The 14,503-nt window shown below is 50.2% G+C and carries 10 protein-coding genes; 8 read left to right on the top strand and 2 right to left on the bottom strand.

Features of this window, described 5'->3' with window-relative positions; translation table 11 throughout:
* The first annotated feature begins 40 nt into the window (after positions 1-40).
* Positions 41-1,333 carry an N-acetylmuramoyl-L-alanine amidase family protein gene (locus DW720_RS06525; RefSeq protein ID WP_118742469.1) on the top strand — a complete coding sequence of 431 codons (1,293 nt, stop codon included), beginning with the start codon at positions 41-43 and terminating at the stop codon, positions 1,331-1,333.
* A gap of 90 nt (positions 1,334-1,423) precedes the next feature.
* Here the strand turns inward: DW720_RS06525 and abc-f are convergent, their stop codons facing one another.
* A complete protein-coding gene (abc-f, locus tag DW720_RS06530) occupies positions 1,424-3,484 on the bottom strand; it encodes a ribosomal protection-like ABC-F family protein (RefSeq protein ID WP_118673030.1) in 2,061 nt (686 codons plus the stop codon).
* A gap of 272 nt (positions 3,485-3,756) precedes the next feature.
* On the opposite strand from abc-f, the gene DW720_RS06535 reads away from it, so the two are divergent.
* The 6 genes from DW720_RS06535 (at position 3,757) to DW720_RS06560 (ending at position 8,991) form a co-directional block, all read left to right on the top strand.
* On the top strand, positions 3,757-4,452 hold the full coding sequence (locus DW720_RS06535) for a redox-sensing transcriptional repressor Rex (RefSeq protein WP_106999697.1): 696 nt from the start codon (positions 3,757-3,759) through the stop codon (positions 4,450-4,452).
* The gene (acpS, locus tag DW720_RS06540) at positions 4,449-4,817 is read left to right on the top strand and encodes a holo-ACP synthase (protein ID WP_106999698.1); all 369 of its coding nucleotides are present in this window, start codon (positions 4,449-4,451) and stop codon (positions 4,815-4,817) included. Before DW720_RS06535 ends, acpS begins: the two co-directional genes overlap by 4 nt.
* On the top strand, positions 4,814-6,328 hold the full coding sequence (locus DW720_RS06545; RefSeq protein WP_118638575.1) for an NAD(P)H-hydrate dehydratase: 1,515 nt from the start codon (positions 4,814-4,816) through the stop codon (positions 6,326-6,328). Before acpS ends, DW720_RS06545 begins: the two co-directional genes overlap by 4 nt.
* Before the next feature lie 22 nt (positions 6,329-6,350).
* The gene (gene alr / locus DW720_RS06550; protein WP_243017102.1) at positions 6,351-7,556 is read left to right on the top strand and encodes an alanine racemase; all 1,206 of its coding nucleotides are present in this window, start codon (positions 6,351-6,353) and stop codon (positions 7,554-7,556) included.
* Between the two features lie 215 nt (positions 7,557-7,771).
* Positions 7,772-8,119: a type II toxin-antitoxin system PemK/MazF family toxin gene (locus DW720_RS06555; RefSeq protein ID WP_106999700.1), complete on the top strand. Its 348-nt coding sequence runs from the start codon at positions 7,772-7,774 to the stop codon at positions 8,117-8,119.
* 143 nt (positions 8,120-8,262) lie between these two features.
* On the top strand, positions 8,263-8,991 hold the full coding sequence (locus DW720_RS06560; protein WP_022360132.1) for a YebC/PmpR family DNA-binding transcriptional regulator: 729 nt from the start codon (positions 8,263-8,265) through the stop codon (positions 8,989-8,991).
* 265 nt (positions 8,992-9,256) lie between these two features.
* On the opposite strand, the gene DW720_RS06565 is transcribed toward DW720_RS06560, so the two are convergent.
* Positions 9,257-10,720, bottom strand: a complete 1,464-nt coding sequence (locus tag DW720_RS06565; protein ID WP_118524473.1) for a nicotinate phosphoribosyltransferase — start codon at positions 10,718-10,720, stop codon at positions 9,257-9,259.
* A 569-nt stretch (positions 10,721-11,289) separates the two neighbouring features.
* Here DW720_RS06565 and ileS point away from each other — a divergent pair.
* Positions 11,290-14,478: an isoleucine--tRNA ligase gene (gene ileS, locus DW720_RS06570; RefSeq protein WP_118749403.1), complete on the top strand. Its 3,189-nt coding sequence runs from the start codon at positions 11,290-11,292 to the stop codon at positions 14,476-14,478.
* Positions 14,479-14,503 lie beyond the last annotated feature (25 nt).

Raw genomic sequence — 14,503 nt, forward strand, 5'->3', positions numbered from 1 at the left:
GTTTTTTGCTTAATTATGAACAAGAAAGGGGAGGCACACGATGAATTGGAAGAAAAAATTTATGTGGGCAGCATCCTTTTTAGTATCCCTGTTTGTTTGTGGGACAGCGCTGGCGGCAGGTAACGATGCGTTTGCGGACACCCCGGCGCAGGGCAAGGAAGAAAATCAAGTTTACAGGTTCGGCACCGAAAATAATGCCAATGATATAACAGAGACAGAGGCATCGGCGACAGAAAGTGGCGCGGCTGGTTTTGAAAATAAAGAAATGTATCTGTATGAGGGCGAGTGGGTCGGAGACGGCGAGGACTGGCAGTACCGCCTGACGGATGGCAGCTTTTTGAAAGCGTCCTGGCTGAAATCGAATGGTCACTGGTATTATCTGGGAAAAAGCAGCTATATGCAGCGGGGACTCCGGAAAATCGGCACAAACCGTTATTATTTCGCCGAGAGCGGCGCGATGATGACTGGCTGGATTTATGAGGAAGAGACGGATCAGTGGTATCATGCAAACGAGGATGGAGCACTGACGACCGGCTGGTATCAGGCAGGAAATGCCTGGTATTGGTTTGATTCCAAATGTGTTATGTTCAGCGGCGGAAACCGGATGGTAAACGGGCATAAATATTATTTCTTTGACAATGGTCAGATGGCGGCGGATCAGTACGTGGAACTCAACTACTACGATGCAAATGGACTGCGCGACCGGACGCATGATGTGCGTTTGATGGGAAAACGGCGTCCGTCGGACAGTGAAAAAGAACAGATTACGAAAGAACTGGCAGGCGTGCCAAGAGAGTGGATCAAACGATTTGCAGAATCAGGCTGGGAGCTGATGTACTACACAGACAAGGCATACTTCTCAGCGCCGAAAACAGAGCAGGGTATCTATTTTGTCAATTATGATACAGATGTGCATTACAAGAAAATCAAATTTTCTAAACCGCAGGGACTTGCGATGGCATTCGGCGAGTTCGCTGCGTCGGAACTAAGCGACGAAGAAACCTCACGTGCCCTGACGGATTTCGAGCGATATCTGGCTGGCAGTGGACTGGTGCAGCCGCTTCCATCCTACTTTGACGATAAGCCGGAGATGCAGTTCGGCAGCTTTTTCGCCGCCTGCTGTGACGAAGATGTCCGAGCTGACATCCGAAAAAACAGTCCGGAATTATACAAATATGTCGTAAAGTTAGGATTCTGGCAGGAAGGACAAAAACCAGACGAAGCCGAAGGGGTCGAGATGAACTCTGATCCGGAATTTGCCGGAAATGGAGCCGGACCGGCTGGGGATGAATCTTTAAAGGCTAAGAGTGGTCCGGCATCGGAAGTGCCGTAAGAAAACGTGGTGGCAGCAGGAATTTGCCGTATGTAAATGCAAAGCCGCGGCAAATTCCGTTACTGGGCGCGTATGCGTGAACAGTAACCACTACTCTGCCAATTCCTCCCACTTCTCATACAATCCCTCTAACTTTGCATTCAGTTCTTCCTTCTCTTTATTCAGTTCCATCAAACGCGGAACATCGGAAAAGACAGTCTCATCGCAGAGAAGCGCATCGATCTCCTGATCGCGGGTTTCAAGGGTGTGGATTTCTTCCTCGACGCGTTTCAATTCATTCTGTTTCTTACGAAGCCGCGTCTGTTCTTCCTTCTGCTGTTTCCAGTCCAATTTGCCGGAGGAAGCGCTGGCTGCCGCCTGAACTGCAGCGGTCACGGCAGAAGCGGACGAAGCAGCAGAGGTACCAGTGCCATTTCCAGAAAGAGCAGTCGGATTTGCGCCTGTCGCAGCGGTCAGATGGCTGGAAGTCCCTGTGTTTCCGGCTCCGGAAGATTTTGCAGAGCGGCTGGCTGCCTGTGCGGCGGAAGCCAGATAGGCTTTCTCCTGCGTCTCCCTCTTTTCCAGATAATAATCGTAGTTTCCAATATAATTAATCAGTGTTCCCATCGTCAGATCGAGAATCCGGGTCGCAGTTTTGTTGATGAAATATCGGTCATGGGAGACGTAGAGAACGGTTCCGGTATAATGAACCAGCGCGTTTTCCAGAATCTCCTTCGAGGCGATATCCAGATGGTTGGTCGGCTCATCGAGGATCAGGAAGTTCGCCTCCGAGAGCATCAGCTTCGCCAGGGAAACACGTCCGCGTTCGCCGCCGCTCAGATCGCGGATGCGCTTAAAGACATCGTCGCCGGTGAAGAGAAATGCCGCCAGCACATTTCGGATCTGCGTGTTGTTCATATCCGGGTAGGTGTCCTGCAGCTCGTCAAAGAGCGTCTTGTCCATGTGCAGAACCTGGTGTTCCTGATCGTAGTAACCGATATGCACCTTGGAACCTAACCGGATCTCGCCGTTGTCCGGGGTCAGAAGACCGTTGATCATCTTGAGAATTGTGGTCTTGCCGGTTCCGTTGTTGCCGATGATGGCGATGCGCTCGCCGCGTTTTATCTCAAAGTTAAGATCCGTGAAGAGTGTCATGCCGTCGAAACTCTTGGCAAGCTCACGGACGGAGAGAACGTCATTTCCGCTGGTGACGCACGGTTCCAGCGTAATGTGCATCGCGTCGTTGATTTCGGTTGGTTTTTCCAGAAGATCCATCTTGGAAAGCATTTTTTCACGGCTCTCGGCGCGCTTGATGGATTTCTCACGGTTAAAGGATTTGAGTTTGGTGATAACCTCCTCCTGATGGCGGATCTCCTGCTGCTGGTTTAAGTAAGCCTTGAGCACACCGGCGCGGATGATCGCTTTTTTCTCGCTGTAGGCGGTGTAATTGCCCTGGAAAGAGGTGGCGATGCCGCCGTCCAGCTCGACGATCTTGGTCACGACGCGGTCCAGAAAATAGCGGTCGTGGGCGACGATGATGACCGTCCCGGCGTAGTTCATCAGATAGGTTTCCAGCCACGCGATGGATTCCATGTCGAGGTGGTTGGTCGGCTCGTCCAAAAGGATGATGTCCGGTTTGGAGAGCAGGAGCTTACCGAGGGAGACGCGCGTTTTCTGACCGCCTGAAAGTTCGGAAACCGGTTTGGAAAATTCTTCCTCGACAAAGCCGAGTCCCTTTAAGACACCGGTGATTTCACTCTGCCATGCGTAGCCGTTTAAAAGTTCAAATTCATGGTTTAAGCGGCTGTAAGTGTTGAGCATCGTTTCGAGCTTTTCGCCCTCGGCGTGCTTCATCTGGAGTTCCAGCGTGCGGATCTGCTGTTCCATTTCCAGAATCGGACGTTTGACCTCCAGAAGAGAGTCATAAATGGTGGTCTGGCTATGCAGATCCTGGTGCTGTGCCAGGTAACCGAGGGTTTTGCCCTTGGCGATGGTCACGGAGCCCTCGTCTGCTGCGAGTTCTCCGACAATTATTTTTAAAAGAGTCGATTTACCGGCTCCGTTGATGCCGACGATGGCGGCTTTTTCGTGATCTTCTACATGAAACGATACGTGTTTGAGGATTTCCTCTGTACCGAATGCTTTTGAAATATTGCTGCAAGATAAAATCATAGATTCCTCCTGTGGTTGTATCCATGTATTTTGGTTAAAAATATACCGTCAATCTCAAATTATAATATAAATAAAGAAGCAATGCAAGAATGAGAACGGTTAATGGCTGTTTCTGGTCAGAAAATTTTGCGAAATACAATGTAAAATCCCTCATATGAAATAAAAAAATTGACAATTATTTATCATATGACTATAATAAATTTATCAGATTGTCCGAAGGTTTGCGTAAACCATATGGACAACGTTAGAGGAAAGAAAGGTGGAAGAAAGCCGTGGAACAGAAAGAGATATCTAAAGCGGTCATTTCTAGGCTACCCAGATACTATCGTTACTTGGGCGAATTGCTCGAGGAGGGAGTAGAGAGAATCTCATCGAATGATTTGAGTATCCGCATGAAGGTGACAGCGTCCCAGATTCGTCAGGATCTGAATAATTTCGGCGGATTTGGTCAGCAGGGATATGGTTATAATGTAAAGTATTTATATTCGGAGATTGCCCGGATTCTGGGAATTGACCGTCAGCATAACCTAATTATTATCGGTGCGGGAAATCTGGGTCAGGCGATCGCGAATTATACGAATTTTGAGCGGCGTGGTTTTTTAATCAAAGGCATGTTTGATGTGAATCCGCGTCTGGTCGGTCTGGTAGTCCGTGGAGTGGAGATCCGCGGTATTGAGGATCTGGAGCAGTTTATCAAGGACAATGAAGTGCAGATCGCAGCACTGACGATTCCGAAGTCGAAAGCGCCGGAGATTGCGGATCGGCTTGTCAAAGCCGGAATCAAGGCGATCTGGAATTTTGCCCATACAGATTTACAGGTTCCAGATGACGTTGTGGTGGAAAATGTCCATCTGTCGGAGAGCCTGATGCGCCTTTCTTACCGCGTATGCAGCATGCAGGATCAGAAAGCGAGAGAAGAAGCGCAGAGAAAGCAGGAAGAGGCAGCTGGTGCTGGAGAAATAAAATGATCGTCGGAATTGGTACGGATCTGGTAGAGATAGAGCGAATCAAAAAAGCCTGTGAAAAAGAGGCTTTTTTGGTGCGTGTATATACAGAAGAAGAGCGTCGGCAGGCTGGGGGAAATGCGTCCCGGCTCGCCGGCGATTTTGCGGTAAAAGAGGCAGTCTCGAAGGTGTTTGGAACAGGCTTTCGGGGCTTTGGACTGCTGGATATAGAAGTGCTTCGGGACGAGTTTGGAAAACCGTGGGTGCAGCTTCACGGGGGAGCGAAGAAACTTGCGGACAGCCTGAAAATCACCCGGATTCACGTGTCGATCACGAATACAGGCAGTCTTGCATCCGCGTACGCAGTCGGAGAGGGGGAATGGAAATGAGACGTCTGGTGACAGGAAAACAGATGAAAGAGATAGATGGATATGCAATCCGGAAAGTGGGGATACCCTCTCTGGTACTGATGGAGCGAGCGGCGCTGGCGGTTGCAGACGAGATGGAAAAACGGTATGGGAAGCTTTCAGGGCAGAGGCTTCTGGTATTTTGCGGAACGGGCAATAACGGTGCGGACGGCGCGGCGCTGGCTAGGATTCTCTTTCTGCGCGGCGCGCTTCCGACGGTGCTCACGGTCGGTGACAAGGCGCACTGGACGGGGGAGATGACCTGTCAGGTGGCGATTGACCGGAATCTGGGGATCCCGGTGGAGGCGTTTGAAAATTATGTGCCGGGGCATGTGGAGATCATGGTGGATGCGATCTTTGGTGTGGGTCTTTCCAGAGAGGTCGGCGGTGAATTTGCCGAGGCGATCCGTTTTATGCGTGAGCAAGAGCCAAAGGCGGTAGTTGCGGTTGATATTCCGTCCGGCGTCAGCTCAGAGACAGGGGCGGCGCTTGGCGAGGCAGCTGAGGCGGATCTGACCGTTACTTTCGGCTATGAGAAGCTGGGAATGGTGTTCTATCCGGGACGGAAGCTGTGCGGCGAGATTGTGATTGCCGACATCGGGTTTCCGGCGTATACAAAATATGAAGGGCATACCTATTTTGCCTATGATCCGGAGGATCAGAACCAGATCCCGAAACGGCGGGCAGACGCCAACAAGGGAACGTATGGAAAAATCCTGATCGCAGCCGGTTCGGAGGGGATGTGCGGCGCAGCGTATTTGAGCGCCCTGGCCGCGTACCGGATGGGCGCGGGACTTGTGAAGATCCTGACCGTCCGGGCAAATGTGCCGATTCTGCAAAATCTCCTTCCGGAGGCGATCCTGACGCCGTATGATCCGGAACAGGCACAGACAGATCCGGCAGGTTTTAAGAGCCTGGTGGAACAGGAGTGCGGCTGGGCGAGCGCGATCGTGCTGGGACCGGGACTGGGAAAGGAAGCCCATGTCGCAAGTCTGGTGCAGAACGTGCTGCTTTCCGCCTATGTGCCGATCATTGTGGATGCGGATGGATTAAATGCTGTCGCACAGCATCCGCATTTGTCCGGGTATTTTACGGAAAATGTGATCGTTACTCCGCATCTGGGAGAGATGGCGCGTCTGACGGGACGTTCGATTGAGGAACTGAAACGGGATCTGGTCGAGTCAGCGGTGCGGTATGGCGAAGAAAAAGGCGTGACCTGCGTGCTCAAGGATGCCGTGACGGTGACGGCGGGGCGCGATGGCAATGTGTATATCGGCGACAGCGGCTGCGCCGCGATGGCAAAGGGCGGTTCCGGCGATGTGCTGACCGGTGTGATTGCCGGGCTTCTGGCGCTGGGATTTTCAGAGGATGAAGCGGCGGCGCTCGGTGTGTTCCTGCACGGAAGAGCCGGGGCGGCAGCTGCCTGTAAAAAGGGAGAGCATTCCGTGCTGGCAAGAGATATCGCGGACTGTCTGCTTGAAAAGATAGATTGAAAATAAAAAGGAAGACAAAAAGATGGAAAAAGCATATACAATGGCAGAAGAACCATATACCCGGATTTATGCGCGGATTGACCTGGATGCGATTGTGAAAAATATGGAGGCGATGCGCGAAAATCTTCCGGCAAAAACGAAGATGATCGGCGTGGTTAAGACGGATGGTTACGGTCACGGGGCTGTCCCGGTGGCGAAGACGATCGCGCCGTTTGTCTGGGGCTATGCGGTGGCAACCTTGGAGGAAGGACAGAACCTGCGCCGCCACGGCATTGACAAACCGATTCTGGTGCTTGGCAGCACGCACCCGCGGCATTTTGCGGAATTGATTGAGGACGATATCCGTCCAGCGATCTTTGAGGAAGATAAGGCAGAGCTGCTCTCAAAACTTGCGGTTTCGATGGGAAAGACGGCGAAAATGCATATTGCGCTCGATACCGGCATGGGACGAATCGGATTTCACCCGGATGAAAATAGCCTGAAAGAGATAGAGCGGATTGCAAAGCTTCCGGGCATTGAGATCGAGGGAATGTTTACACATTTTGCGCGTGCTGACGAGGCGGATAAGGCATTTACCCATTTACAGTATGAGCGGTACCAGAAATTCCATGAAGGTCTGGAAGCTGCAGGCGTTCATATTCCGATGTGCCACTGTGCGAACAGCGCGGCGATCATGGAACTGCCGCGGATGGGACTGGATGCGGCGAGAGCCGGTATCACGGTATATGGTCTGTATCCGTCGGATGAGGTAGAGCGGAACATGAAGATTTACCCGGCGATGGAGATCCGCAGCTTTATTACCTATGTTAAGGAAGTGGAGCCGGGCACGCCGATCAGCTACGGCGGAACCTTTGTGACGGACCGTCCGATGCGGATTGCGACGATTGGCGCCGGATACGGCGATGGCTATCCGAGAAATCTCTCTGGAAAGGGTTATGTCCTGATTCATGGACACCGCGCACCGATTCTGGGACGCGTCTGCATGGATCAGTGCATGATCGATGTGACCGATATCCCGGAGGCTGCTGAGGACACGCGGGTAACGCTGGTCGGACGCGACGGAGACGACGAGATCACGATGGAAGAGCTGGCGGAATGGAGTGGCGGTTTCCACTATGAGATCCCATGCGTGCTTGGAAAACGTGTGCCGCGCGTGTACGTGAGAGGTGGAAAGATCGTCGGGAAAAAGGATTATAATGATGATCGGTATGAGGATTTTATGGAGTAAAGCCGGTGTTTGAACCATTTAGAAAAAGGATTCATAAGATAAAGTAGATAGCTTCGGCAAAGCCGGGAACCTGGACTGCCGGATGCATTTATGGGACGACCCGCGTATAGGCGGTGTAAATCTGTCCATACTAACGGTATAAACGGACTGTGGAGCTGTGAAAGTACAAAGCAGTTATTTATATCTTAAAATAGTTTGGACGGAGTGTGAATCGAGTGATTATCAGACGAGGAGATATTTATTACGCAGATTTAAGACCGGTCATCGGCTCAGAGCAGGGCGGCGTCCGCCCGGTGCTGGTCATCCAGAATGATATCGGCAACAAGCACAGCCCGACCGTGATCTGCGCGGCGATCACATCAAAGATGAACAAAGCCAAGCTGCCGACGCATGTGGAATTAAACACGCGCCGCTGTGCGATGGTGAGGGATTCGGTCATTTTACTGGAACAACTCCGCACGATCGATAAGCAGCGGCTGAAAGAGAAAATCTGTCATATCGACGGGGCGCTTTTACAGGAGGTGGACCGTGCGCTGAAGGTCAGTCTGGAACTGGATACATAAAATCAGCCGCGAACCCCTTGTCAAGCATACAGAATGGTGTTAAAATAGTTAAGATGCAGCTTTTTAGTGCCGAAATCGGCGTGATATAAAAGCTGATGAGCGAAAAGATACAACAAAGAAGATAGAAAGAGGAGTGTTATTTTATGTCAGGACATTCAAAGTTCGCCAATATTAAGCACAAAAAAGAGAGAAACGACGCAGCAAAGGGAAAAATCTTTACCGTTATCGGCCGTGAGATTGCCGTAGCTGTTAAGGAAGGTGGTTCGGATCCGGCAAACAACAGCCGCCTGCGTGATGTGATTGCAAAAGCAAAAGCGAACAATATGCCGAACGATACCATCGATCGTGGTATCAAGAAAGCAGCCGGAGATGCAAACTCTGTCAATTACGAGAATCTTACATACGAGGGATATGGTCCGAATGGCGTCGCTATCATCGTAGATACCCTGACCGACAACAAGAACCGTACCGCAGCGAATGTCCGCAGCGCATTTACCAAGGGCGGCGGAAACGTAGGTACTCCGGGCAGCGTGTCCTTCATGTTTGATAAAAAAGGTCAGATCATCATCGACAAAGAAGAGTGCGAGATGGATCCAGATGAGCTGATGATGCTTGCACTGGATGCGGGAGCTGAGGATTTCTCCGAGGAGGAGGACAGCTACGAAGTGATCACCGCACCGGAAGATTTCTCTGCAGTCCGCGAGGCGCTGGAGAAGGCTGGCGTTCCGATGATGGAAGCAGACGTTACCATGATTCCGCAGAACTGGGTAGAGCTTACCGATGAGGAATCCATCAAAAAGATGCAGAGGATCCTGGATCTTCTGGATGAGGATGATGACGTACAGGCTACTTACCATAACTGGGATGAGTAATTGATATCATATTTGATATAGATTTTAAAAAAATAAAGATACGATTCATATAAAAACTGTCGCTGGAATACAATGGCGGGCTGGACTTTTCAAAGAAGAGGGCTGGCAGCCGGATGTATTTGGCGGCAGTTTTTGTGTAATAGGAATTTCCTTGGAGACACATTCGTTTTTATTTTGCAAATTTTATGGAAGCGTTAAAGAAAAAAATACCATGTCCGGCAGCAATAAACTTGCCTGAACATGGTATTTACTCGTATTTTATCTACTAGTTGCTTGTATAATGATAGCTGTCTAACAGCTGTGCCTTCATATGCCACAGCTCGTTGGAGAGATCCACATGAATCTCATGCGGGTTTACCAGACGGCGGGACTCATCCCACAGCGTCTCCTGTTCTTTCTTGCAGTATTCGCGGATGTCCATAACCTTTGGAGACTCGTAAACGCATTTGCCGTTTTTGAAGATTGGAACGAGAAGTTCGCGCATGGTGTAGGTGCCCGGCGCGAGGTGTGTCTTTTTCCATGTCTCGATCGGATCGAAGAGCAGAAGGGAATTCTTCTCATCGAACTCTTCATCCACGAGACAGATCAGATCTGCGATAATCTTGCCAGTCTCCTTGTCATAGATTCGCTGGATGGTCTTGTTGCCCGGATTGGTAACCTTTTCTGTATTTTCCGAAAGCTTGATCTTCGGGATAAATTTGCCTGTGTGACGGTCCTTGATGGCAGCCAGCTTATAAACGCCGCCGAAGGAAGGGCAGTCCTTGGAGGTGATGAGGTTTGTGCCGACACCCCAGGACGTGATGGCAGCGCCCTGAATCTTCAGGCTGTCGATCAGGTATTCATCCAGATCGTTGGAGGCGGAGATGACTGCATCCGGGAATCCGGCGTCATCCAGCATCTTGCGGGCTTTCTTGGAAATATATGCAAGGTCGCCGCTGTCGAGGCGGATGCCGTAGAAAGTCAGCGGGATACCGGCGTCGCGCATCTCCTGGAAGACGCGGATCGCGTTCGGAACACCGGAACCCAGGGTATCATAGGTATCGGCTAACAGGATGCAGGCACTCGGATAGAGCTTTGCATAAGCGCGGAACGCAGTCAGCTCATCCGGGAAACTCATGATCCAGCTGTGTGCGTGGGTTCCCTTGACCGGAACGTCAAATAGTTTTCCGGCCAGTACATTGGAAGTGCCGATACAGCCGGCGATCATGGCAGCGCGGGCGCCATAGGTACCGGCGTCAGCACCCTGCGCGCGGCGAAGCCCAAACTCCATAATTCCGTCCCCGCGTGCGGCGAAGACGATACGGGATGTTTTGGTCGCGATCAGGCTCTGGTGGTTGATGATATTTAAGATGGCAGTCTCAACCAGCTGTGCTTCCATGATTGGCGCGATGACCTTGACGAGAGGCTCGCGCGGGAAGACAACGGTGCCTTCCGGGATTGCGTAAATGTCACCCGAAAATTTGAAATTGTGAAGATATTCGAGGAAATCTTCATCAAAAATGCCGAGTCCGCGTAAGTATTCGATGTCGGCATCATCGAAGTGAAGATTTTTCACATAGTCAATGACCTGCTCTAAGCCGGCGCAGATGGAAAACGCATTTCCATCCGGGTTTGTGCGGTAGAACGCATCAAAAATGACGGTTTCGTTGGCATCTTTCTCCCGGAAATAGCCCTGCATCATCGTCAGTTCATACAGGTCGGTCAATAGGGTAAGGTTTCTTGGCTCCATAATATTCTCCTTTGTTGCGAAAGACGGCTGCGGGCACGCCCTTCTTTTATATAGTATACTTCATTGTTTATATTTGCAATGAATGTCTGTGTCCGTTTTTTAAAGTAAATACAGACATATTTTATATACTATACCATAAAATCATAGGAATGGCAAAATAATGATAATTTTATAACATGTGAATCATATCCGAAACATTCCTTGACAACCATCTGGAAAAAAGATACAATGTCCATGTTAGTGATTTGATTACTAATTATGATAGGAAAAGCAATGATGGAGACAGTAGCGCCGCACGGAAAGCGGGAGCGAGGCAGGGACGGTGAGAGCCTGCTGTGAGTAAAGCGGATGCGAAGATCACTCCGGAGCTTCGGGCTGAACCATTTTTGGAAGTCTGAGCGCCGTTTCTGACAGTGCCCGGAAGGAAAATTCAGTAAGTACCGACGGTTTCCTCCGTTATAGGGAGCGCATATAAAGGTATGCAGTAATAGGTGGTTAAAAGCAAGTGGGCCCTTGTCCTGTTACAGGATGGGTCCATTTTTATTTCATATTTTTAGGAGGAATTTATCATGTACAACAAAGTTCCGGCAAACATGAATTTCGTGGAACGTGAAAAGAACATTGAGAAGTTCTGGGAAGATGAGCAGATTTTTAAGAAGAGTATCGACAGCCGTAAGCAGGGACCGACCTATACATTCTATGACGGACCGCCTACCGCAAACGGCAAGCCGCACATCGGACACGTGCTGACCCGTGTTATCAAGGATATGATTCCGAGATACCGCGCGATGAAAGGCTACATGGTTCCGAGAAAGGCTGGATGGGATACCCACGGTCTTCCGGTTGAGCTGGAAGTAGAGAAGATGCTGGGACTGGACGGCAAGGAGCAGATTGAGCAGTATGGTCTGGAGCCGTTCATCGAGCACTGTAAAGAGAGTGTCTGGAAATACAAAGGAATGTGGGAAAAATTCTCCAACACCGTTGGTTTCTGGGCAGACATGGAGCATCCGTATGTCACCTACCACAACAGCTTCATTGAGTCTGAGTGGTGGGCATTAAAAGAAATCTGGAACAAGGGACTTCTTTATAAGGGCTTCAAGATCGTACCGTACTGCCCGCGCTGCGGCACCCCGCTGTCCAGCCATGAGGTGGCACAGGGATATAAGGACGTCAAAGAGCGTTCTGCGATTGCCAAATTCCCGGTAAAGGGCGAAGATGCATACATTCTTGCATGGACGACCACCCCGTGGACACTTCCGTCCAACGTGGCACTCTGTGTAAATCCGGACGAGACATATGTAAAGGTAAAAATGAAAGAGGATGGCACGGTTTATTATATGGCGCAGGCGCTGTGTGATACCGTTCTGGGCGAGGGCACTTACGATGTCCTGGAAACCTTTGTCGGAAAAGATCTGGAATATAAAGAGTATGAGCCATTATTTGACTATGCCGTAGCAACCTGTGAAAAACAGCATAAGAAAGCATTCTACATTGTCTGCGATAATTATGTAACACTGACCGATGGTACCGGTGTCGTACACATTGCGCCGGCATTTGGTGAGGATGACTCTAAGGTCGGCAGAAAATATGACCTTCCGTTCGTACAGTTGGTAGACGGCAAGGGCGAGATGACGAAGGAGACTCCGTGGGCTGGTATGTTCTGCAAGAAAGCCGATCCGGAGGTTCTGAAAGCATTAAGAGAAAGCGGACTTCTGTTCTCTGCACCGGTATTTGAGCATAGCTACCCGCACTGCTGGCGCTGCGATACACCACTTATCTACTATGCACGTGAATCCTGGTTCATCAAGATGACCGCAGTCAAGGATGACCTGATCCGCAACAACAACACGATCAACTGGATTCCGGAGAGCATCGGTAAAGGGCGTTTCGGCGACTGGCTGGAGAATGTCCAGGACTGGGGCGTGAGCCGTAACCGTTACTGGGGAACTCCATTAAATATCTGGGAGTGCGAGTGCGGCTGCCAGCACGCGATCGGAAGCCAGGCAGAATTAAAATCTATGAGCCCGAACTACACGGAGGTTGTGAAAAAATATGCAAAAGAGATGGATCAGGAGGCAAATGGAGAGGTTGAGCTTCACCGCCCATTCATCGATGATGTGACGATCACCTGCCCGAAGTGCGGCAAACAGATGCACCGTGTACCGGAGGTTATCGACTGCTGGTTTGATTCCGGTTCCATGCCATTTGCACAGCATCATTATCCATTTGAAAATAAAGAACTGTTTGAGCAGCAGTTCCCGGCAGATTTCATCTCCGAGGCGGTTGATCAGACGCGTGGATGGTTCTACTCCCTGTTAGCTATCTCGACCCTGATCTTTAACAAGGCGCCGTACAAGAATGTTATCGTTCTGGGGCATGTCCAGGATGAGAACGGACAGAAGATGAGTAAGTCCAAGGGCAACGCGGTTGACCCGTTCGATGCACTGCAGACTTACGGCGCTGATGCGATCCGCTGGTATTTCTACATTAACAGTGCACCGTGGCTGCCGAACCGTTTCCACGGAAAAGCCGTTATCGAGGGACAGAGACGTTTCATGGGTACTCTCTGGAATACCTATGCATTCTTTGTACTCTATGCGAATATTGATAATTTTGACGCAACCAAATATACACTGGAATACGATAAACTTCCGGTTATGGACAAATGGCTGCTGTCTAAGTTAAACAGCCTCATCAAAGAGGTGGACGACGATCTGGGCAACTACCGCATTCCGGAGGCTGCAAGAGCGCTCCAGGATTTCGTCGATGATATGAGTAACTGGTATGTCAGAAGAAGCCGTGAGCGTTTCTGGGCGAAGGGCATGGAGCAGGATAAGATCAATGCGTACATGACACTCTACACCGCACTGGTAACTGTAGCGAAGGTAGCGGCTCCGATGATTCCGTTCATGACCGAAGACATTTACCAGAATCTGGTTCGCAGTCTGGATAAAGAGGCACCGGAGAGCATCCATCTGTGCGACTTCCCGGTTGCAAATGAGGCGCACATCGACAAGGATCTGGAAGCGAAAATGGAAGAAGTCCTGAAGGTTGTCGTTCTGGGTCGTGCAGCAAGAAATACTGCTAACATCAAGAACCGTCAGCCGATCGGACGTATGTTCGTGAAGGCAGAGACCGCTCTGCCGGCGTTCTATCAGGAAATCATCCAGGATGAGCTGAATGTGAAGAAGGTAGAGTTCACGGATGATGTCCGCGCATTTACCTCCTACAGCTTCAAGCCGCAGCTTCGTACCGTTGGACGCAAGTATGGCAAGTATGTAAACGAGATCAAAGAGATTCTTGCAGGTCTGGACGGAAATCAGGCGATGGATACCTTAAATGAAACCGACCTTTTAAGCTTTGAGACGCAGGACGGTACAAAGGTAGAGCTGGCAAAAGAAGATCTTCTGATTGACATGGCACAGGTACCGGGCTTTGTATCTGAGGGTGACAATTTCGTTACCGTTGTTCTGGATACTAATCTGACACCGGAACTCATCGAAGAGGGCTTTGTCCGTGAGATCATCAGTAAGATTCAGACGATGCGTAAGGAAGCCGGTTTTGAGGTAATGAACCATATCAACGTCTTCCAGGACGGAAATGATAAACTTGCAGAAATTTTAAAGAACCATACAGAGGAAATCAAGAAAGAGGTTCTGGCTGATAATATCCTGATTGGCACCATGGGCGGACACACAAAAGAGTGGGATATCAATGGCGAAAAAGGTATGTTTGGTGTTGAGAAAACGACTGACTGATGTGCCTGGCGGGAAACCGTGATAC

Source organism: Clostridium sp. AM27-28 (genome assembly GCF_003480955.1).
GTDB classification, from domain to species: domain Bacteria; phylum Bacillota; class Clostridia; order Lachnospirales; family Lachnospiraceae; genus Otoolea; species Otoolea fessa.